Below are 19,694 nucleotides of genomic sequence, written 5' to 3'. Positions count from 1 at the left end.
TGACAGGCAAAAGGCAAGCTTCATGGCAACCATTCATGTAGACGGAAAGGACTACGAGGTCGACGGCAGTGACAATCTGCTGCACGCCTGCCTGTCGCTGGGCCTCGATATTCCCTATTTCTGCTGGCATCCGGCGCTGGGCAGCGTCGGTGCCTGCCGCCAGTGCGCGGTCAAGCAGTACAAGGACGCCGACGACGAGCGCGGCATGCTGGTCATGTCCTGCATGGCGCCGATCAAGGACGATTCGTATATTTCGATCGATGACGAGGAAGCGAAGGCCTTTCGCGCCAGCGTCATCGAGTGGCTGATGACCAACCACCCGCACGACTGCCCGGTCTGCGAAGAGGGCGGCCACTGTCATCTGCAGGACATGACGGTCATGACCGGCCACGACCGTCGCCGCTATCGCTTCAAGAAGCGCACCCACAGGAATCAGTATCTCGGCCCCTTCATCGGCCATGAGATGAACCGCTGCATTACCTGCTATCGCTGCGTGCGTTTTTACAAGGATTACGCCGGCGGCGAAGATCTTGGCGCCTTCGGGGCCCACGAAAACATCTATTTCGGTCGTACGGTAGACGGCACGCTGGAAAACGAGTTCTCCGGCAACCTGACCGAGGTCTGCCCGACCGGCGTGTTCACCGACCGCACCCACTCCGAGCACTATACGCGCAAGTGGGACATGCAGTTTGCGCCCAGCATCTGCCATCAGTGTTCCAGCGGCTGCAATACCAGCCCGGGTGAGCGCTACGGCGAGGTGCGCCGGATCGAAAACCGCTACAACGGCGACGTGAACCACTATTTCCTGTGTGACCGCGGCCGCTTTGGCTACGGCTACGTCAATCGAAGCGATCGCCCGCAGCAGCCGACCCAGCGTACCGGAGATCACGAGCCCGAGCTTTTGGGCGTTGATGACGCGCTGGATCGCACGGCCGAGCGTCTGAAGGGCAGCCGGCGGGTGATCGGCATCGGCTCGCCGCGCGCCAGCCTTGAAAGCAACCACCTGCTGCGCGAGCTGGTCGGGGCTGACAACTTCTCGACCGGTATCGCCCATCGCGAGCTCGAGTGTCTCGAGCTGATCCAGACACTCCAGCGCGAAGGGCACTGGCACATCCCGTCCATGCGCGAGATCGAGGATCACGATGCGGTGATCGTGCTGGGTGAGGATCTGATCCAGAGCGCGGCGCGTGTGGCGCTGGCCGTACGCCAGGCGGCCAACGGCCGCGGTGAAGAAATGGCCGAGGCCAACGGCATTCCGGCGTGGAATGCCAACGCGGTGCATACGCTGCGTCAGGGCCGTACCCGTCCGGTCTTTATCGCCTCGTTGACCGAAACGCGGCTGGATGACATCGCCCGTGATACTTGGCACGGCGCGCCGGAAGAGATTGCCCGGCTTGGTCAGGCACTGGCCCACGCGCTGGCACCTGCCGCGCCCGCCATCGAGGATATGGATGACACCGCGCGGGCGCTGGTCGAGTCCATGGCCGAGGCGCTCAAGGGCGCCGAAAGGCCGTTGATCATCTCCGGCACCAGCCTTGGCAGCACCGCCGTGCTGCAGGCGGCGGCCAATCTGGCGAAGGCACTGAATACGGTTGGAAAAGCGCCGTCGGTGTCGCTGATCAGCGGTGAGGCCAATAGCACCGGTCTGACCATGCTGGGCGGTCACTCTCTGGAGTGGGCGCTTGAGAGCCTGCAGGGCGGCGAGGCTCGCGCCGATGCGGCCGTCATTCTGGAAAACGATCTGTACCAGCGGCTGGCCAGCAGCACGATCGACCAGGCGCTGAAGGCGGTCGAGACACTGGTGGTCATCGACCATCAGCGCACGCCTACCCTTGAACGAGCCCACCTGGCGCTGCCGGCAGCGACCTTTGCCGAGGGCGACGGGACGCTGGTCAGTCACGAGGGTCGCGCCCAGCGCTTCTTTCAGGTCTACGACCCGGGCTATTACCGCCCCAACGACCTGACCCATGAGAGCTGGCGCTGGCTGCATGCGCTGCACACCACCATGGAAGGGCGCGGCGTCGACTGGACTCAGATCGATGACGTGACGGCCGACTGCGCACGGGTGCATCCCGAAATGGTCGGCATTCTCAATGCCGCGCCCAGCGCCTCGTTTCGTATTCGCGGACAGAAGCTGGCCCGCTCGCCACACCGTTCAAGTGGTCGCACCGCCATGCGCGCCAATCTTAGCGTCCACGAACCCCGCGCCCCGCAGGACACGGATTCCGCTTTCGCCTTCTCGATGGAGGGCTACAGCGGCTACGGTGAACCCCGTTCGCAGGTCGCCTTTGCCTGGGCGCCGGGCTGGAACTCGCCACAGGCGTGGAACAAGTTTCAGGACGAGGTCGGTGGCCATCTGAGCGCCGGGGATCCGGGGATTCGACTCTTCGATCAGCAGCGCCTCGAGAGTCGCCCCCGTGACTGGTTTACCGACATTCCGGAGACCTACGAGCCGCGCGATGACTGCTGGTACGTTGTGACCCTGCCGCAGCTCTTTGGCGGTGAGGAGATGTCGGCGCGTGCCGAGCCCATTCAGGCGCGCATGAGCGAGTCCTTCGTGGTGCTGGGTCAGGAGGATGCCGACCGGCTGGGTGTCGCACCGGGCGAATCGGTCTACCTGCAGACGTCAGGTCACCAGCTGCATCTGCCGGTGCGCGTCAGTCGCGACATGCGCGCCGGATTGATCGGTCTGCCGCAGCTGCCGGGCATTCCGCGCGGGCTTGCCGGTGAATGTGCCACTGTCACTGTGGAGGTCAGCGCATGAGCTGGATGAGTACCGATGTGCTGCTTGCCATCACGATCGGCGTTTTGAAGTCGATCGTGATTCTGCTGGCCGCCGTACTCAGCGGCGCCTTTCTGACCGTCATCGAGCGGCGCCTGCTGGGGCTCTGGCAGGATCGCCATGGGCCCAATCGGGTCGGGCCGTTCGGGGCGGGGCAGCTGATTGCGGACATGATCAAGATCTTTTTCAAGGAAGACTGGATTCCGCCCTTTGCCGATCGCAAGCTCTTCGTGCTGGCGCCGGCCATCGCCTTTGCCTCGCTGCTGCTGTCGTTTCTGATCATTCCCATCACGCCCACCTGGGGCGTGGCCGATCTCAACATCGGGCTGCTGTTCTTCTTCGCCATGGCCGGCATCAACGTCTATGCGGTGCTCTTTGGCGGCTATGCCAGCGCCAACAAGTACGCCCTGATCGGCGCCATGCGCGCCTCGGCGCAGACACTCTCCTATGAGGTCTTCATGGGGCTCTCGCTGATGGGGATCGTGGCGATGACGGGATCGTTCAACATGCGCGACATCGTCAACGGCCAGGAGGGGCTCTGGTATATCGTGCCGCAGTTCTTCGGCTTTCTGACCTTTCTGATTGCCGGCGTTGCCGTCACCCACCGGGCGCCGTTTGACCAGCCCGAGGCGGAGCAGGAGATCGCTGACGGTTACCACGTGGAATATTCGAGCATGAAGTTCGGCATGTTCTTCATCGGTGAATACGTGGGCATCGTGCTGATTTCGGCGCTTTTGACCACCCTGTTCATGGGCGGGTGGCATGGTCCGCTGCTGCCGCCGATCGTCTGGTTCCTGCTCAAGACGTCCTTTTTCATCATGCTGTTTGTTCTGGCGCGCGCGGCCCTGCCACGCCCGCGCTATGACCGCGTGATGCAGTTCGGGTGGAAGTTCTGTCTGCCACTGACGCTGATCAATCTTCTGGTGACCGGGGCGGTTGTCCTGCTGACGGCCTGAGTCCCTTCACTGAACAACGAACGAGGCAGAAAACATGCTGCATTCGATCATCAAGGTAGTGACCGGCACCGGGACGCAGCTGCGCACCGGCTGGATGGTGTTCAAGCACGCCTTTCACAAGCGTGAAACGCTCAACTACCCGGAAGAGCAGCCCTATCTGCCGCCACGCTATCGTGGGCGCATCGTGCTGACGCGCGACCCCGACGGCGAAGAGCGCTGCGTGGCCTGCAACCTGTGTGCCGTGGCCTGCCCGGTGGCCTGTATTTCGCTGCAGAAGGGGGAGAAGGAAGACGGCCGCTGGTATCCGGAGTTCTTTCGTATCAACTTTTCCCGCTGCATCTTCTGCGGTCTGTGCGAGGAGGCCTGTCCCACCTCGGCCATCCAGCTGACGCCGGACTTCGAGCTCGGCGAGTACAACCGTCAGGAGCTGGTTTTTGAAAAGCGTGACCTGCTGATTTCGGGGCCCGGCAAGGATCACAACTACAATTTCTATCGTGTCGCGGGCCTGTCGGTAGCCGGCAAGCCCAAGGGCGCGGCGCAAAACGAGGCCGAGCCGGTCGACGTCAAAACGCTTCTGCCCTAGGGCGCAGGCAGCATCGGGGAGTTCGTCGTGGAAATTGCTTTTTATCTGGCCGCACTGGTCGCCATTGTTGCCACCTTTCGCGTGATCACGCACACCAATGCCGTGCATGCGCTGCTGTATCTGATCATCTCGCTGCTGGCCGTGGCCGTGGTCTTCTACAGCCTCGGCGCGCCCTTTGCTGCTGCCCTTGAGGTCATCGTCTACGCCGGGGCCATCATGGTGCTTTTTGTCTTCGTGGTCATGATGCTCAATCTGGGCAGTCAGACCGCCGATCAGGAGCGCCGCTGGCTGGCCCCGCGCATCTGGGTGGGACCCTCGATCATGGCCGCTCTCCTTCTGCTCGTGCTGGTGTTCTCCTTCTGGCACGGCGGTGGCATCGGCACGATCTCCGGTGAGGAACTCAGCGCCAGAGAAGTCGGCACCCGAATGTTCGGTCCCTATCTTCTGGCGGTGGAACTGGCAGCGATGCTGCTGCTGGCGGCGTTGATTGCCGCCTCGCACATCGGCCGCAACGACGAGCCTCAGCTTGAGCGTGACATGAACGAAAGCGTGCAGCGGGCACCGGCCGGCAACGACGAAGGGAGGCAGTCATGAGCGGTATTCCACTGGAACACGGCATGGCGCTGGCCGCCATTCTGTTTGTCATGGGGCTGGCGGGACTGCTGGTGCGGCGCAACCTGCTGTTCATTCTGATGAGTCTCGAGATCATGATGAACGCTACAGGACTTGCCTTCATCGTCGCCGGTATGCACTGGGGACAGCCGGACGGACAGGTCATGTTCATTGCGATCATTACCCTGGCCGCGGCCGAAGCCAGCATCGGGCTGGGCTTTCTGATCCAGCTGCAGCGCCGGTTCAGGACGCTCGACATTGACGCAGCCAGCGAGATGAAAGGATGAATATACTGTTTCTGACCCCTTTGTTTCCGCTGCTGGGCGCGCTGATCCTGGCCTTCAACCCGCGCATGCCGATTCGGCTGGCCGGCGCGGTCGGCGTGGGCTCGGTCGGGCTTGCGGCGCTGGTCATGGTCTGGCTCAACGTGGCCTTTTACGGTGGCGCCAATGACGGCGTGACCCAGACACTCTGGCAGTGGGTCGCGGTGGAAGACTTCCGGATGGCCTTCTCGCTCTATCTGGACGGCCTGTCGCTGACCATGGTCAGCATCATTACCGGGGTCGGCTTTCTGATCCATTTGTTCGCAGCCTGGTACATGCGCGAGGATCTCGAAGGCGGCCCGGGTTTTGCGCGCTTTTTTGCCTACATGAACCTGTTCGTGTTCAGCATGCTGCTGCTGGTGCTGGGCGATAACCTCTTTCTGCTCTATCTGGGCTGGGAAGGGGTAGGCCTTTGCAGCTATCTGCTGATCGGCTACTACTATCAGAGCGAGTACAACGCCTGGTGCGCCTTCAAGGCCTTTATCGTCACCCGTATCGGCGATGTGTTTCTGGCCATCGGCATGTTTTTGCTGTTTGCCCAGTTCGGCACGCTCAATATTCAGGAGCTTTTGCGTCTGGCGCCCGAGGCCTGGGGCCGGGGTGATCTTATGGCGGAACTTGCGGCGCTGATGCTGCTGGGCGGGGCGGTCGGCAAGTCGGCCCAGCTGCCGCTGCAGACCTGGCTTGCTGATGCGATGGCCGGTCCCACGCCGGTCTCGGCCCTGATCCACGCCGCCACCATGGTGACCGCCGGGGTCTATCTGATCGCCCGGACGCACGTGATCTTCGAGCTGGCACCGATGACGCTCGAGCTGGTGGGGCTGATCGGTATGGTGACGCTGCTGGTGGCCGGGTTTGCCGCGCTGGCACAGACCGATATCAAGCGGGTACTGGCCTATTCCACCATGAGCCAGATCGGTTACATGTTTCTGGCGCTCGGCGTTCAGGCCTGGGACGTGGCGATCTTCCACCTGATGACGCACGCCTTTTTCAAGGCGCTGCTCTTTCTCACTTCGGGGTCGGTCATCATCGCCTGCCATCACGAGCAGAACATCTTCAAAATGGGGGGGCTGCGCAAGACGCTCAAGCTGCCCTATGCCTGTTTCCTGATCGGGGGCGCGGCGCTGTCGGCTCTGCCGCTGATCTCTGCCGGCTTCTACTCCAAGGACGAGATCCTGTGGCTCGCCTTTGATCACGGCCATACCTGGCTGTGGCTCGGGGCGCTGTTCGGGGCCTTCCTGACGTCGGTCTATACCTTCCGCATGATCTTTATTGTCTTCCACGGGCGTGAGCATATTCATCCGCATGCCGGGCGGGGGCTTTCGCATCACGTACCGCTGATCGTGCTGGCGCTGCTGTCCACCTACCTGGGGGCGATGATTCATCCGCCACTGGAGAACGTGTTGCCCGCAGGCCCCGGCGGTCAGTACGGCCACAGCGTGCAGCTGATGCTCGAGATTCTGGCCGCCATTGTGGCCGTTGTGGGCGTGGGCATCGCCGCGGGACTGTTCCTCGGCCGTCGCCGACTGGTGGACTCGCTGGTGCAGACGAAAGAGGGCAGCCGGCTATGGCGTTTTTTCAACAGCGCCTTCGCCTTCGACTGGCTCTACGACAGGATCACGGTCAAGCCGTTTCTGTTTATTGCATGGCTTCATCGTCGTGACTGGGTCAACAGCCTGATGAATCTCTGGCCGGGGCTGGCGCTGATGTTCAACGGGCTCCTGTCCGATACCCAGAGCGGCCGGCTGCGCTGGTACGCCGCGGTCATGACGGGGGGCGCCATCGTGATGCTGGTGCTTCTGCTATTGCTATGAGAGGCGCTGACATGACCGAGTCGTCTCGATACAGGGCCGTCACCCTGAAGCGTTCTGCCGCTGGTAGCAGGGCTGCCCGGCCTCTTGTGCCTACAACCACGATCAAGGATGCGATCACGCCATGATGTTGCCCTGGCTATTACTCATTCCCTTCATCGGGGGGCTGCTGTGCTGGCAGTTCGAGCTGATCAGGCCCAATACGGCCATGCCGCGCTGGATTGCGCTGTTCTCCATGGTGCTTTTGCTGGTGCTGGCACTCGGCCTGTGGGTAAGCGGTGATTACAGCCTGTCGCAGGCGGTCGGCAATACGCCCGAATGGCAGAGCCAGTTCCAGCTGCCCTGGATCGATGCCTTCGGCATTACCTTCCATCTGGCGCTCGATGGCCTGTCACTGATCATGGTGACCCTGACCGGGTTTCTGGGGATTCTGGCGGTGGTCTGCTCCTGGAAGGAGATCGATCGGCGCATCGGCTTTTTCCACCTCAACCTGCTATGGGTGATCGGCGGTGTGGTCGGGGTCTTTCTGGCCATTGACCTGTTTCTGTTCTTCTTTTTCTGGGAAATGATGCTGGTACCGATGTACTTCCTGATTGCCCTGTGGGGGCATGAATCGGAAGGCAAATCACCGGTGTCGGCAGCCATCAAGTTCTTTATCTATACCCAGGCCTCGGGCCTTCTGATGCTGGTCTCCATTCTGGGGCTGGTGTTCATGCACTACACCCAGACCGGGGTGTTCTCCTTTGATTACGGTATCCTGCGCGAGACACCGATCACCGGCGTCATGTCGTGGGTGCTGATGCTCGGGTTCTTCATCGCCTTTGCCGTCAAGCTGCCGGTGGTGCCGCTGCACGGCTGGCTGCCGGATGCCCACGCTCAGGCGCCGACGGCGGGCAGTGTGGATCTGGCCGGCATCCTTCTCAAGACCGCCGCCTACGGTCTGCTGCGCTTTGCACTGCCCCTGTTTCCGGAAACCTCGCAGGCCTTTGCGCCCATCGCGATGGGGCTGGGTCTGGTCGGCATCTTTTACGGCGGGGTACTGGCCTTTGCCCAGACCGACATCAAGCGCCTGATCGCCTGCTCCAGTATTTCCCACATGGGGTTTGTCCTGATCGGTATCTACTCCGGCACGCTGCTGGCACTGCAGGGGGTCATCCTGCAGATGGTCGCACATGCGTTTTCGGCGGCGGGACTGTTCATGATCAGCGGTCAGCTCTATGAGCGTCTGCATACCCGCGACATGCGTCAGATGGGCGGTCTGTTCGGCCGGCTGGGGGCGCTGCCGGGCTTTGCACTGGCCTTTGTCATGGCCTCGCTCGGCATGCCGGGCACCGGCAACTTCATCGGCGAGTTCCTGATCCTGTTCGGGGCCTTTGATGTCGCGCCCTGGGTGGTGGTGATCGCCAGTGGTGGTCTGGTGCTGTCGGCCGTCTACTCGCTGATTCTGATGCATCGGGTCTACTGGGGCCCGCCGCGCGAGAAGAGCACCATCGCGCATCTGGATGGCCGCGAGTACGCGATGCTGCTGGGCACGCTGGTGCTGACCATTGCGCTGGGGCTCTACCCCCAGGTGGTGCTCGATATTTCGCAGGGCGCGATGCATGAAGTGCGTCACTGGTTTGCTGTTTCACCTTCGTTTGCGGGCTGAGCCGACATGAATCTGACCCTGTCACATCTGATCGCCCTGTTACCGCTTCTGATCGTCTGCGCCACGGTCATCGTGGTGATGCTGGGCATTGCCTGGCGTCGCCATCATTTTGCGACTGCCACGCTGACCACGATCGGTCTCAACGCAGCGCTCTTTTCGCTGCTGGCGGTACTGACGGTCACGCCGATTCGCGTGTCGCCGCTTTTGCTGATCGACAACTATGCCGTGCTCTACATGGCGTTGATCCTGATTGCGGGACTGGCCTCGACGACACTGGCCCATGCCTATCTGGAGGGCTTTGACGATCAGAAGGAAGAGTTCTACATGCTGCTGGGCTGCTCGGTACTGGGCGGTCTGACCATGGTGGGCAGCGATCACCTGCTGTCGCTGTTCTTCGGGCTCGAGCTTCTCAGTGTGCCGCTCTACGGCATGGCGGCGTATGCCTATCGCACCCGGCTGTCCCTGGAGTCGGGTATCAAGTACATGGTGCTGTCGGCAGCCGCTTCGGCCTTTCTGCTCTTTGGCATGGCGCTCTTGTATGCCGAGTCGGGCTCGCTGGCCTTCGCCGATCTGGGCGCGCGTCTCACCGAGGGCGGTGGTCATGCCAGCTGGCTTTTGATGGGCATCGGCATGATGGTGATCGCGATGGCCTTTAAGCTGTCGCTGGTACCGTTTCACCTCTGGACGGCCGATGTCTATGAGGGCGCCCCGGCACCGGTAACGGCCTTTCTGGCCACGGTCAGCAAGATTGCCGTCTTTGCGCTTGTGATGCGTCTGTTCATGAGCGCGCCGGTCACCGATATGGCCAGTCTGCATACGATGGTGGCGGTCATTGCGTTTCTATCGATGCTGGTGGGCAACCTGATGGCGCTGCGTCAGGACAACATCAAGCGGCTGATGGGCTACTCCTCCATCGGCCATCTGGGCTATCTGCTGACCGTGGTGGCCGCCAGCGACGACATGGCGCTTCTGACCACCGGCATCTATCTGATCACTTACGTGGCGACGACGCTGGCCACCTTCGGGGTCATCGCGCTGGTCTCCAGCCCCTGGCAGGGCAGTGATGTGGCCTCATTGAAGTTCTATCGCGGCCTGTTCTGGCGCCGGCCCTATCTGGCGGCCGTCATGACGGTCATGATGCTGTCTCTGGCCGGCATTCCCATGACGGCAGGCTTCATCGGCAAATTCTACGTGCTGGCAACCGGTGTGGAGGCGCAGCTCTGGTGGCTGGTGGCCGGTGTGATCATCGGCAGTGCCATCAGCCTCTATTACTATCTGCGGGTGATGGTCATGCTCTATCTGCATCCCACCGAGGAGGAGGAGTATGACGCCTCCAGCGACTGGGGGCAGCGTGCCGGCGGCATCATGGTCATTCTGCTGGCACTGGCCGTGCTGGTGCTCGGGGTCTATCCGCAGCCGATGATCATGCTGGTCAGTGGAGCTTCGCTGGGCTGAGCCGTTGCTTTTGCTTCGTGGTCATGTCAGAGCGCCCCATCCTTTGGGATGGGGCGCTCTGCGTTTTACTGCGTCGTTGTGCTGCTTTGCATTGTGCTGTGTGGTACGGCCGCTGCGATGGCTAGCGCACGCTCTCCGGGGTGGTGCCCCCAAGCCCTGCAATGGAGATGCTGCGCGCACAGGGCAGCGGCAGGGTGATCTCCACGGCCAGCGGCAGATGATCGGAGTAAAGCGGCGGCAGCGCGCGCAGATGATGCATCTTCAGCGCCGGTGAGCCGAGGATGTGATCCAGCGCACGATTGGGCTGCCAGGCCGGATAGCTGGGAATGCCACGGCCCTGATCAAGGGCCAGCGCGCGGGAAAAACGCGGATGGGCCCTGAGCTTTTCAAGCGTGCAGTTCAGATCGCCCATGATAATGACGTTCTTGAGCGGAGCGATCAGTTCGCTGATGTAGTCGAGCTGGAGATGCTGAGTGCGCGTGCCCAGCGCCAGATGCAGCACGAAAAGGTGCAGGGCTTCAGGGCCTTCACCGAAGCGGATATGCATCGCGCCGCGCCCCTTGGGGCCCGGCAGTCGGTGATTGCTGGTATGGCTGATGGCCAGACGACTGAGCAGACCGTTGCTGTGCTTGGCAAACCGGCCGAAGTCGCGGTTGAGCTGCTGCGAGGCGTAGGGGAAGCCGGCCTGAGCGGCCAGATATTCCACGTGATTGATATTGCTTGAGCGAAAGCTGCCACCGTCCACTTCCTGCAGCCCGATTACATCGAACTCCCGGAAGGTGTCACACATCGCATCGAGCCGGGTAGCGCGACCGCGATTGGGCAGAAAGTGCTGCCAGCTGCGCGTGACGTAGTGATGATAGGCGTGCGTGTGGATACCCACCTGCATGTTGAAGGTGAGCAGCTTCAAAGAGGTTGTGCGATCGCTTTGGCTGTCGTCCTGCATTCAATATCCCGATGGGCAGAGCAGAGGAGAGCCCGACACGGCATTGCCGTATCGGGCCACCGGCACGAGGAATCAGTCGTTGCCTTCCTGCTCCTGACGCGTTTTCTCGATCAGGGCCTCGGCGATTTTAGGCATGTTGTCCAGGCCGTTGGCCGAGCGCGGCGTAATGACGTAGCGGCCATCGACAACCAGCGCCGGTACGCCCATGAGCTTGTAGGCCTTCATACGGGCATTGGCCTGATTGAGCTGGCTCTTGACGCCAAAGGAGTTGAGCGCCTTGAGGGCCTCATCCTTGCTGACGCCGTAATGGGTGAAGAACTCGGCGATCTCGTCGTCATCGGTCATGCGATGACCATCCTTCTGGATGGCGTCAAAGAAGGCACGATGAAACTTCGTGTTGAAGATGCCCAGCTCCTGTGCCGCATAATAGGCCGTGGCGTGACGCATCCAGACCTTGCCCATGGTGGCCGGCAGACGTTCGAAGGTGACGTCGTCAGGCAGGGTGTCTACCCAGGCTTCCAGCGGCTCTTCCAGTGCGTAGCAGTGCGGGCAGCCATACCAGAAGACTTCGGTCACACCGATCTGGCCATCGGGCAGTTCACTGGAAACCGGTTTATCGAGGACTTCGTAATCCTGTCCGGCGACCGGCTCGGCCGCCACGGCCATGCTCGACAGACCACAAACGGCAACGACGGCGATCAGCCAGCGAGCGCCCGGAACATTCTTCAGCATCACAGCGTTTCTCCCTGAACAGCCAATATGATTCGATATTCGAGTGCTGTTGTTATCAGCATGTTATGTCGCGTTACTTTGAACGTTCAACGCTCGAAGGGTTCCCTGCCATCATGGCAGACCCGGACACGACTGACGAGCGAGGCGTTCATCCGGGGTGTTACACTCGCGCCATTGTCTCATCGTTGCCCATTGCCTCATCGTTGGAAATAGCCCCATGTCGGATGTCATGCGTCATCATTTTCAGTCGGCCACCTTTCTGACCAGTGCCCCGACGCTGGCGAGCTGTCCGGCGGATAACGGGCTCGAGGTGGCCTTTGCCGGACGCTCCAATGCCGGCAAATCCAGTGCCATCAATACCCTGACCCAACAAAAGGCGCTGGCGCGCACGTCGAGAACGCCTGGACGCACGCAGCTGATCAATTTTTTCACCGTGGGTGATCCGCAATATCGGCTGGTCGATCTGCCCGGCTACGGCTATGCGAAGGTGCCGGAGGCCGTGCGTCGCAAGTGGCAGGAGCATCTGGCGCACTATCTGCGCGAGCGGCGCTCCCTGCAGGGGACGGTGCTGGTCATGGACGTTCGCCATCCGCTGACCGAGTTTGATCAGATGATGATGGGCTGGGCGGATGACAACGATATGCCCCTGCACATCCTGCTGACCAAGGCCGACAAGCTCAAGCGTGGGGCGGCCATGGGTGTGCTGTCGAAGGTGCGCCATCAGCTCAGGGAGTGGGAAGATCTGGTCAGCGTACAGCTTTTCTCGTCGCAGGAACGACAGGGCGTGGAGGCGCTCAACGACCGGCTCTGCCGCTGGCTGACGCCGGGCGAAGAGCCGACCTGATCAAGCGGGTCCGGTATGTTCTGGAGGCCGTGGGCTCTGAAGGGCTGGAAGCGACGGACCCTGAAAACGACGATTTTTCAGGAACGACGGCTTTTCATGAACGACAGGGTCAGAAGCTATAGATCTGGCGGCCGGCCGGGTAGCGCATGCCCATGGTGGGCGCAGGCGTTTCCGGGGCATGTAAAACCCCCGGCACGCTCTGCATCAGACGAGCGCCGTCACTGGAGCGGTCGGGGTCAAAAAGCGTGGGCCGTGACTGACCCTGCTCGCCCTCAAACTGCCAGAGCGCGCTGGTCTGTCTCTGCTGCCCCGGGTAGTGCAGGGTCGCACTGCGCTGCTCGACGCTCTGTTGATTTGAAAGCGTCACCTTGTCTGCCATGGGCAGTGCAATGACCAGTGCCATGCCACAGAGCACCAGCGTAATGCTGAGAATGTCGAGAGGACGCATGATCCGGAGAGCCTATCAGGGTCGATGAAAAAGGATGAACACCCGCGCCAGGCAGTCATTATTGTCGATCGGGGCATGCTTTGATGCCTCGTGAAGCGCTATAAAAGCGTGCTTATTATTTCATGACCCAATAATAGTCGAGTGTTTTAAAAGGTAACTGAATTTTTCCGGATTTCCGCTGTCACCGCTGATCATCACCTGAAGACTCAAGCGTTGCCAGCAGCGTTTCGAGCTCGCGAATGTGGGTCAGCCGGTGGATACCGCCGGGGGGCTGCTCGGGCAGTCCGGTATTTTTGGCATCGATCCAGGCCACATGCATGCCCAGGCGCTGTGCCGGCAGCGCATCCTCGGCCCATGAATCGCCCACATGGACCGTCTCGCGCGGTGCGGCCATGCCGAGCCGGGCCATGGCCGACAGAAAGCAGCGCGCATCGGGCTTGGGCGCCAGCGCCACGCCGGCCTTGATGATGACGTCAAAGTGCTCGGCGATGACCAGACGTTCCAGATCCACATTGCCGTTGGTGATCGCGCCCAGACGTATCCCGCGACCGCGCAGTCTTTCCAGCATGGCCGGCACTTCTTCAAAGATCGTCACGTCGTGGCGCAGCGTCAGCATGTGCTCGATGGTGTCATCGGCCCAGCGACCGGCCTCATCACCGGCCAGACCGAACTCGACCAGCATGTCGGTGAGGGTCTTGCGCCGCAGCCAGGTAAAGTCCCCCCGATACAACGGATACTGCTGTGCCAGCGCCATGCGGCGACGCTGATACTCCTCCAGCGGGAAGCGGGCGGCATGGCCGATCTGCTCATCGAGCCATTGGTAGTGACCGGGCTCGGTGGCGGCCATCACCGGGCCGTTGTCCCAGAAGGTGTCGTCGAGATCGAAAGTGATGGCCTTGATCATGAGGGCGTGTCCTGATTGTCCGAGGTCCCGGAAGGCGCGGCCTCACGGGAGGATGAGTGGCGTTCGGTGCCGGGGCGGCGGTGCGCGCGTGGATGAGCGCGATCAAAGGTGTCGGCCAGATGCTGCCAGTCCAGCCGGGTGTAGACCTGGGTGGTGGAGAGATGGGCATGGCCCAGCAGCTCCTGTACGGCGCGCAGGTCTTGGCTGGATTCCAGCAGATGGCTGGCAAAGCTGTGGCGCAGGCGGTGCGGGTGCAGATGCTCCGGCAGCCCGCGTTCGCGTCCAAGGTGCGCCATGCGCAGTTGAATGGCGCGATGGCCCAGGCGCTGCCCGCGGGTGCTGACAAACAGGGCCGGCTCATGCGGGCCGGCCAGCATGCCCCGCACCTTCAGCCAGTCGGCCAGTGCGGTAGCGGCACGCCGGCCGATGGGGACCTGGCGAGGCTTGTCGCCCTTGCCGCGGACCCGGGCGCGCTGCGCATCGATATCGCTCAGGTCGATACCGGCAAGCTCGGCCAGGCGCAGGCCGCTGGAATAGCAGAGCTCCAGCATGGCCTGGTCGCGCAGTGCCAGCGGTGAACCGTCATGCGGTGTATCGAGAAACTGTCCGAGCACATCGACATCGACCGGTCGCGGCAGATGCCGTGGCATTTTGGGCGTGTCCAGCAGCCGGGCGGGGTTGTGGCTCAGCAGATTCTGCTCGACCAGCAGATCGCAGAAGCGGCGGATGGCCGCCTGACGCCGTGCCAGGCTGCGTGCGGCCAGGCCACGGGTACGCTCACGGCCCAGAAACCGGCGCAGGTGATGCATGTCGAGCGCGTCCCACGAGGGAATCTCCTCGCGGTCCATGAATGCCATCAGCGCCGCCAGATCGCGACGATAGGCATCGATCGTGGCCGGGCTGTGCCGATGGCGCAGGCGTTCGATAAAGGTCTCGACCAGTGGCAGCAGGGCGCTCATGACGGGGTTCGCTGCAGCAGGCAGGCCGTGACCTGACCCAGCCAGGTCATGTTCTCCGTGGCCATGATCCAGGGCAGGGTGGTATCAAAGGGATGCGCCAGCACCAGATAGCCGTGACGCTCGCCCAGCGCCAGCCGGGTCGCGACGCAGCGGCCGCCCGCCAGGGATGTGCCGGGCAGCAGACGCTCGGCGGTGGTGCTGTCCAGCGTCAGGCCGTCACCGGCTGTCGGCAGCCGCGTGGCAATCCATTGATCGGTATCGTCATCAAGGGCATGGGTGGGCGGCTGGGCCCATTCACCGGGAAGAAGCTGTCGCCACAGCGCCAGATGCGACACGTTGAAACGCTCCCCCAGTTCGGCCGTCAGTGTCTGGGCCAACGAATCCCGGCTTTCCGACTGCAAAAGCGACAGGGTCAGTGCGCGCATGGCGCCTGCCTGCTGGTCGAACTGGCGCGCGGCATTCAAAAGCGCCTGATGCTGGCCCTCGGCCTGCTCGGTGCGCGCGCGCAGGGTTGCAATCAATCGCTCGACCAGCGATACGGCGCCGCCGGTCTGCGGGTGGGCAATGTGCAACGAGGCCAGCAGTGCCTCACGCCCTTCAAAAAAGTCGGGGTGGCGTGAAAGCCAGTCGCTGACCTGATCGGCGTCAAGTGTCTCGGCGCCGGGTTGATCAGGGGCAGTGCTGTCATCGGTCATGTCATCTCCCGAAGGGGCATGCTATATCACGATACGCCCGTCAAAGACGCGCTCGGCCGGCCCGGTCATGATGACCGGATGTTCCGGACCTGCCCACTCGATGCTCAGGGTACCGCCGGGCAGGGTCACGTCAACGTGCTGATCCAGCAGGCCGCGGCGAATGCCGCTGACCACGGCGGCGCAGGCGCCGGTGCCGCAGGCCAGGGTCTCGCCCACGCCGCGCTCGAACACCCGCAGCCGCACGCTCTGGCGGGACACGATCTCCATGAAGCCCACGTTGACGCGCCTGGGGAAGCGCGGATGCGCCTCGATGCGCGGCCCGAGGGTCGCCACCGGTGCGTGATCGACGCTGTCAACGTCGATCACGGCATGGGGGTTGCCCATCGACAGGGCGTCCAGATGCACCGTTTCACCGTCGACGTCCAGCGCGTAGTCATGCGCCGGGGCGTCGGCCGTCAGCGGAATGTCGGCAGGCGCGAAACGGGGCGCCCCCATATCGACACGAACCCGACCGTCGTCAACCACCTTCAGCAGCAGATTGCCACCGGCGGTCTGAACAGCAATCTCGCGTTTGGCAGTGAGCTTCTGATCCAGCACGAAGCGGGCAAAACAGCGGGCACCGTTGCCGCAGTTTTCCACTTCGCTGCCGTCGGCGTTGAAGATACGATAGCGAAAGTCCATGTCCGGACGCAGCGGTGGCTCGACCAGCAGCAGTTGATCGAAGCCGATGCCAAAGCGTCGGTCGGCCAGCGCGCGAATGCGCTCGCTGTCCAGCCGCGCCCGCTGGGTGACCAGATCGACCACCATGAAGTCGTTGCCCAGCCCGTGCATCTTGGTGAAATGCAGCATCATGAGGCGTGACTTCCCTGCGGGGCGATGGCCGCCTCCGGCAGCAGTGCCTCACCGGCCCAGAGCGTCTGCAGGGGTTCGCGCTCGCGCACCAGATGCATCTGATCACCGACCACCATGACCTCCGGCGGCCGCGACCGGGTGTTGTAGTTCGACGCCATCACGAAACCGTAGGCACCGGCGGAATGCACCGCCAGCAGATCGCCCTGGGCAATGGCAAGCTCCCGATCCTTGCCCAGATAGTCACCGGACTCGCACACCGGACCAACGATGTCCCAGTGCTTCATCTCGCGCGTCGCGCGCCGGTCCACGCCGGTGATGTTCTGCCAGGCCTGATAGAGCGTCGGCCGAATCAGATCGTTCATCGCTGCGTCGACGATGGCAAAGTTTTTCGCCTCGCCGGGCTTTAAATACTCGACCCGGGTCAGCAGGACACCGGCATTGGCGGCGATCGAGCGGCCGGGCTCGAAGATCAGTTCGACGCCGCGGCTGCCGATGCGCTGGCGCAGGGCGGCGATATAGTCCGCCACCGGCGGCGGCGTCTCGCCGGCATAATCCACGCCCAGACCACCGCCCAGATCCAGATGCTCGATGTGAATGTCCAGCTCCGAGAGCCGATCATACAGGGTGAGCAGGCGATCCAGTGCGTCCAGAAACGGCGAGAGCTCGGTGAGCTGCGAGCCGATATGGCAGTCAATGCCGACCGGGTTGACATGACTCAGCGCAGCGGCGCGCTGATAGACGCGTTCGGCATCGGCAATTGCGATGCCGAACTTGTTGTCCTTGAGTCCGGTGGAGATATACGGATGCGTACGGGCATCGACATCCGGATTGACCCGGATAGAGATCGCAGCCACCTGATCGCAACGCCCGGCCACCTCGTTGAGGCGCTCAAGCTCGGCTTCGGATTCGACGTTGAAGCACTTGATGCCCGCCTCCAGCGCCCGGACCATTTCGTCCTCGCGCTTGCCGACACCGGAAAAGACCACCCGGCCCGGGTCGCCGCCGGCGGCCAGCACGCGCTCGAGCTCACCGATAGAGACGATGTCAAAGCCTGCCCCCAGACGGGCCAGCAGGTTGAGAATGGCCAGGTTCGAGTTGGTCTTGAGGGCGTAGCAGATCAGATGACGCGTGCCCTCGAGCGGCCGGGCATAATCCAGAAAGTGCTGGCGAAAGGCGGCAGCTGAATAGACATAGCAGGGCGTGCCGAAGCGCTCGGCCACGCTTGAAAGCGGCAGCTGCTCGACGTGAAGCTGCTCATCATGCCAGACAAAATGCGTGCTCATGTGCCCCCCTGACCGGCAGCGGCCGGTGCAGCAGGCGCCCCGGTCGAGGCGGCACCGCCGACCTGACCTGCCGTCGTGGTTTCGGGGCTGCTGTCGCCTTCGGGAACGCTGACCGCGCTCTGGCCTTCAGCGTTATCGTTCTGCGGTGCATTGTTTTGCGGTGCATTGTTTTGCTGTGCATCGTTTTGCTGTGCATCGTTCGGCTGGGCGTTGTCCTGCTGCGCACCTTCCTGTTCCTGGTTGCCCTGTGGACCGTAGTCACCCTGCGGGTCGTATCGGTCGCGGGCCTGTTGGTTATCAGGCATATAGAGCGGGCCGGTCTGGCCGCAGCCGACCAGTACCAGAGCGGCCATCATGGCCATCAGCAGACGGTTCATTGGGTAGCCTCCTTCTGATCAAGGGCGTGGGCAGGGAGCGTCGCCAGTGCCTCGCGGGCGCGCTGGGCCGCGGCGCGGACCTGATCGGGGGCCGTGCCGCCGATGTGATTGCGCGCGGCTACCGAGCCTTCCAGGGTCAGCACCTCGAAGATGTCATCCCGGATGCTGTCAGAGAAGCGTTGCAGCTCTTCGAGCGTCATCTCGGACAGATCGCGACCTTTTTCGATACCAAAGGCAACCGCCTTGCCGACGATTTCGTGGGCATCGCGGAAGGCCACGCCCTGACGCACCAGGTAATCGGCGAGATCGGTGGCGGTGGCGAAGCCGCGTTTGGCCGCGACGTACATGTTGTCGCTTTTGGCGCGGACTGCCGGGATCATGTCGCCAAAGGCGCGCAGGGAGCCAAGCACGGTGTCGAGCGTATCGAACAGCGGCTCCTTGTCCTCCTGATTGTCCTTGTTGTAGGCCAGCGGCTGGGACTTCATCAGGGTCAGAAGGCTCATCATGTGGCCGTAGACACGCCCGGTCTTGCCGCGCACCAGCTCGGGCACGTCGGGGTTTTTCTTCTGCGGCATGATCGAGGAACCGGTGCAGAAGCGATCGGGCAGGTCGATGAAATCAAACTGGGCGCTGGTCCAGAGCACCAGCTCTTCGCTCATGCGCGACAGGTGCATCATCAAAAGGCTGGCAAACGAGGTGAATTCGATGGCGAAGTCGCGATCACTGACCGCGTCCAGCGAGTTCTCGGCCGGGCGCTCAAAGCCCAGCAGCTCGGCGGTCACGTGACGATCAATCGGATAGGTCGTGCCGGCCAGCGCTGCAGCGCCCAGCGGCATGATGTTGACTCGCTTGCGGGCGTCGAGCAGACGCTCCTGGTCACGGGCGATCATCTCCTGCCAGGCCAGCAGGTGATGGCCGAAGGTTACCGGCTGAGCGCTTTGCAGATGGGTAAAGCCCGGCATGATGGTGTCGGCCTCGCGCTCGGCCAGCTCGATCAGGCCCCGGCGCAGACGCGAGAGTTCGCCGGCCACGGCATCGATGCCGTCACGCAGATACAGGCGAATGTCGGTGGCGATCTGGTCGTTGCGCGAGCGGCCGGTATGCAGCTTCTTGCCGACAATGCCGATGCGCTCGGTCAGACGCGCCTCGATGTTCATGTGAATATCTTCAAGCGCCACGGACCACTCGATCTCGCCGCGCTCGATCTCGGCCTCGATCTGCTCAAGGCCGCTCACGATGGCGTCACGCTCATCCGTGGTCAGCACGCCGACGCCAGCCAGCATGGTGGCATGGGCAATCGAGCCGCGGATGTCGTGATGATAAAGGCGCTGGTCGAAGCCGATGGAGGCGGTAAAGGCCGCCACGAAGGCGTCGGTCGGCTCGCTGAAGCGACCGCCCCAGGATTGATTGGTGGTTTGTGTCATCTGCTGGCGATCCTGCATCGAAAGGGTCGGGACCGGGAGGCCGGGACATTGCCGCCTCCA

The 19,694-nt window shown here is 62.6% G+C and carries 19 protein-coding genes; 9 read left to right on the top strand and 10 right to left on the bottom strand.

From position 1 onward, the window contains the following. Positions 1–22: 22 nt before the first annotated feature. From nuoG to nuoN, 8 genes are all read left to right on the top strand, one after another. Positions 23–2,764 (top strand): NADH-quinone oxidoreductase subunit NuoG, encoded by a 2,742-nt coding sequence (gene nuoG, locus BM079_RS06875; protein ID WP_090132235.1) that lies wholly within the window; start codon positions 23–25, stop codon positions 2,762–2,764. Next, on the top strand, positions 2,761–3,738 hold the full coding sequence (nuoH, locus tag BM079_RS06870; RefSeq protein WP_090132232.1) for an NADH-quinone oxidoreductase subunit NuoH: 978 nt from the start codon (positions 2,761–2,763) through the stop codon (positions 3,736–3,738). The genes nuoG and nuoH overlap by 4 nt, the downstream gene beginning before the upstream one ends. A 34-nt stretch (positions 3,739–3,772) precedes the next feature. Further along, a complete protein-coding gene (gene nuoI, locus BM079_RS06865; protein ID WP_090132230.1) occupies positions 3,773–4,321 on the top strand; it encodes an NADH-quinone oxidoreductase subunit NuoI in 549 nt (182 codons plus the stop codon). A gap of 27 nt (positions 4,322–4,348) precedes the next feature. Beyond that, positions 4,349–4,915, top strand: coding sequence for an NADH-quinone oxidoreductase subunit J (gene nuoJ / locus BM079_RS06860; RefSeq protein WP_090132228.1), 567 nt, complete (start codon positions 4,349–4,351; stop codon positions 4,913–4,915). Beyond that, positions 4,912–5,220, top strand: coding sequence for an NADH-quinone oxidoreductase subunit NuoK (nuoK, locus tag BM079_RS06855; protein WP_090132226.1), 309 nt, complete (start codon positions 4,912–4,914; stop codon positions 5,218–5,220). Before nuoJ ends, nuoK begins: the two co-directional genes overlap by 4 nt. Next, positions 5,217–7,070: an NADH-quinone oxidoreductase subunit L gene (gene nuoL / locus BM079_RS06850; RefSeq protein WP_090132224.1), complete on the top strand. Its 1,854-nt coding sequence runs from the start codon at positions 5,217–5,219 to the stop codon at positions 7,068–7,070. The genes nuoK and nuoL overlap by 4 nt, the downstream gene beginning before the upstream one ends. Before the next feature lie 121 nt (positions 7,071–7,191). Beyond that, entirely contained in the window at positions 7,192–8,715 is a 1,524-nt protein-coding gene (gene nuoM / locus BM079_RS06845) for an NADH-quinone oxidoreductase subunit M (RefSeq protein WP_090132222.1), read from the top strand. Between the two features lie 6 nt (positions 8,716–8,721). Continuing rightward, positions 8,722–10,170, top strand: a complete 1,449-nt coding sequence (gene nuoN / locus BM079_RS06840; RefSeq protein ID WP_090132221.1) for an NADH-quinone oxidoreductase subunit NuoN — start codon at positions 8,722–8,724, stop codon at positions 10,168–10,170. Positions 10,171–10,291: 121 nt separating this feature from the next. On the opposite strand, the gene BM079_RS06835 is transcribed toward nuoN, so the two are convergent. Next, positions 10,292–11,116: an endonuclease/exonuclease/phosphatase family protein gene (locus BM079_RS06835; protein ID WP_090132219.1), complete on the bottom strand. Its 825-nt coding sequence runs from the start codon at positions 11,114–11,116 to the stop codon at positions 10,292–10,294. A 72-nt stretch (positions 11,117–11,188) separates the two neighbouring features. Beyond that, positions 11,189–11,848: a thiol:disulfide interchange protein DsbA/DsbL gene (locus BM079_RS06830; RefSeq protein ID WP_090132216.1), complete on the bottom strand. Its 660-nt coding sequence runs from the start codon at positions 11,846–11,848 to the stop codon at positions 11,189–11,191. Between the two features lie 217 nt (positions 11,849–12,065). On the opposite strand from BM079_RS06830, the gene yihA reads away from it, so the two are divergent. Continuing rightward, entirely contained in the window at positions 12,066–12,692 is a 627-nt protein-coding gene (yihA, locus tag BM079_RS06825; protein ID WP_090132214.1) for a ribosome biogenesis GTP-binding protein YihA/YsxC, read from the top strand. Between the two features lie 109 nt (positions 12,693–12,801). Here the strand turns inward: yihA and BM079_RS06820 are convergent, their stop codons facing one another. The 8 genes from BM079_RS06820 to argH form a co-directional block, all read right to left on the bottom strand. Continuing rightward, positions 12,802–13,140, bottom strand: coding sequence for a hypothetical protein (locus BM079_RS06820; RefSeq protein ID WP_090132212.1), 339 nt, complete (start codon positions 13,138–13,140; stop codon positions 12,802–12,804). Between the two features lie 181 nt (positions 13,141–13,321). Then, positions 13,322–14,044 carry an HAD family hydrolase gene (locus BM079_RS06815; protein ID WP_090132210.1) on the bottom strand — a complete coding sequence of 241 codons (723 nt, stop codon included), beginning with the start codon at positions 14,042–14,044 and terminating at the stop codon, positions 13,322–13,324. Beyond that, complete coding sequence (locus BM079_RS06810) at positions 14,041–15,003, bottom strand: tyrosine recombinase XerC (protein WP_090132208.1); 963 nt, start codon at positions 15,001–15,003, stop codon at positions 14,041–14,043. Before BM079_RS06810 ends, BM079_RS06815 begins: the two co-directional genes overlap by 4 nt. Then, the gene (locus tag BM079_RS06805) at positions 15,000–15,698 is read right to left on the bottom strand and encodes a DUF484 family protein (protein WP_090132206.1); all 699 of its coding nucleotides are present in this window, start codon (positions 15,696–15,698) and stop codon (positions 15,000–15,002) included. Before BM079_RS06805 ends, BM079_RS06810 begins: the two co-directional genes overlap by 4 nt. Positions 15,699–15,719: 21 nt before the next feature. After that, on the bottom strand, positions 15,720–16,550 hold the full coding sequence (gene dapF / locus BM079_RS06800) for a diaminopimelate epimerase (protein ID WP_090132204.1): 831 nt from the start codon (positions 16,548–16,550) through the stop codon (positions 15,720–15,722). After that, entirely contained in the window at positions 16,547–17,833 is a 1,287-nt protein-coding gene (lysA, locus tag BM079_RS06795) for a diaminopimelate decarboxylase (RefSeq protein WP_090132202.1), read from the bottom strand. The genes dapF and lysA overlap by 4 nt, the downstream gene beginning before the upstream one ends. Beyond that, positions 17,830–18,210: an LPS translocon maturation chaperone LptM gene (gene lptM / locus BM079_RS17035; protein WP_090132201.1), complete on the bottom strand. Its 381-nt coding sequence runs from the start codon at positions 18,208–18,210 to the stop codon at positions 17,830–17,832. The genes lysA and lptM overlap by 4 nt, the downstream gene beginning before the upstream one ends. Then, on the bottom strand, positions 18,207–19,634 hold the full coding sequence (argH, locus tag BM079_RS06785; RefSeq protein ID WP_090132198.1) for an argininosuccinate lyase: 1,428 nt from the start codon (positions 19,632–19,634) through the stop codon (positions 18,207–18,209). The genes lptM and argH overlap by 4 nt, the downstream gene beginning before the upstream one ends. Positions 19,635–19,694 lie beyond the last annotated feature (60 nt).

Source organism: Kushneria avicenniae, assembly GCF_900112585.1.
Taxonomy (GTDB): domain Bacteria; phylum Pseudomonadota; class Gammaproteobacteria; order Pseudomonadales; family Halomonadaceae; genus Kushneria; species Kushneria avicenniae.
This window is presented reverse-complemented; position numbering and strand designations above follow the sequence as displayed.

Coding starts and splice junctions, on each gene's coding strand:
- nuoG (WP_090132235.1), top strand. CDS start 23: ATGGCAACCATTCATGTAGACGGAAAGGACTACGAGGTCGACGGCAGT.
- BM079_RS06815 (WP_090132210.1), bottom strand. CDS start 14,044: ATGATCAAGGCCATCACTTTCGATCTCGACGACACCTTCTGGGACAAC.
- argH (WP_090132198.1), bottom strand. CDS start 19,634: ATGACACAAACCACCAATCAATCCTGGGGCGGTCGCTTCAGCGAGCCG.
- nuoI (WP_090132230.1), top strand. CDS start 3,773: ATGCTGCATTCGATCATCAAGGTAGTGACCGGCACCGGGACGCAGCTG.
- dapF (WP_090132204.1), bottom strand. CDS start 16,550: ATGATGCTGCATTTCACCAAGATGCACGGGCTGGGCAACGACTTCATG.
- BM079_RS06830 (WP_090132216.1), bottom strand. CDS start 11,848: ATGCTGAAGAATGTTCCGGGCGCTCGCTGGCTGATCGCCGTCGTTGCC.
- lysA (WP_090132202.1), bottom strand. CDS start 17,833: ATGAGCACGCATTTTGTCTGGCATGATGAGCAGCTTCACGTCGAGCAG.
- nuoH (WP_090132232.1), top strand. CDS start 2,761: ATGAGCTGGATGAGTACCGATGTGCTGCTTGCCATCACGATCGGCGTT.
- BM079_RS06805 (WP_090132206.1), bottom strand. CDS start 15,698: ATGACCGATGACAGCACTGCCCCTGATCAACCCGGCGCCGAGACACTT.
- nuoM (WP_090132222.1), top strand. CDS start 7,192: ATGATGTTGCCCTGGCTATTACTCATTCCCTTCATCGGGGGGCTGCTG.
- nuoK (WP_090132226.1), top strand. CDS start 4,912: ATGAGCGGTATTCCACTGGAACACGGCATGGCGCTGGCCGCCATTCTG.
- lptM (WP_090132201.1), bottom strand. CDS start 18,210: ATGAACCGTCTGCTGATGGCCATGATGGCCGCTCTGGTACTGGTCGGC.
- nuoN (WP_090132221.1), top strand. CDS start 8,722: ATGAATCTGACCCTGTCACATCTGATCGCCCTGTTACCGCTTCTGATC.
- BM079_RS06820 (WP_090132212.1), bottom strand. CDS start 13,140: ATGCGTCCTCTCGACATTCTCAGCATTACGCTGGTGCTCTGTGGCATG.
- BM079_RS06810 (WP_090132208.1), bottom strand. CDS start 15,003: ATGAGCGCCCTGCTGCCACTGGTCGAGACCTTTATCGAACGCCTGCGC.
- yihA (WP_090132214.1), top strand. CDS start 12,066: ATGTCGGATGTCATGCGTCATCATTTTCAGTCGGCCACCTTTCTGACC.
- BM079_RS06835 (WP_090132219.1), bottom strand. CDS start 11,116: ATGCAGGACGACAGCCAAAGCGATCGCACAACCTCTTTGAAGCTGCTC.
- nuoL (WP_090132224.1), top strand. CDS start 5,217: ATGAATATACTGTTTCTGACCCCTTTGTTTCCGCTGCTGGGCGCGCTG.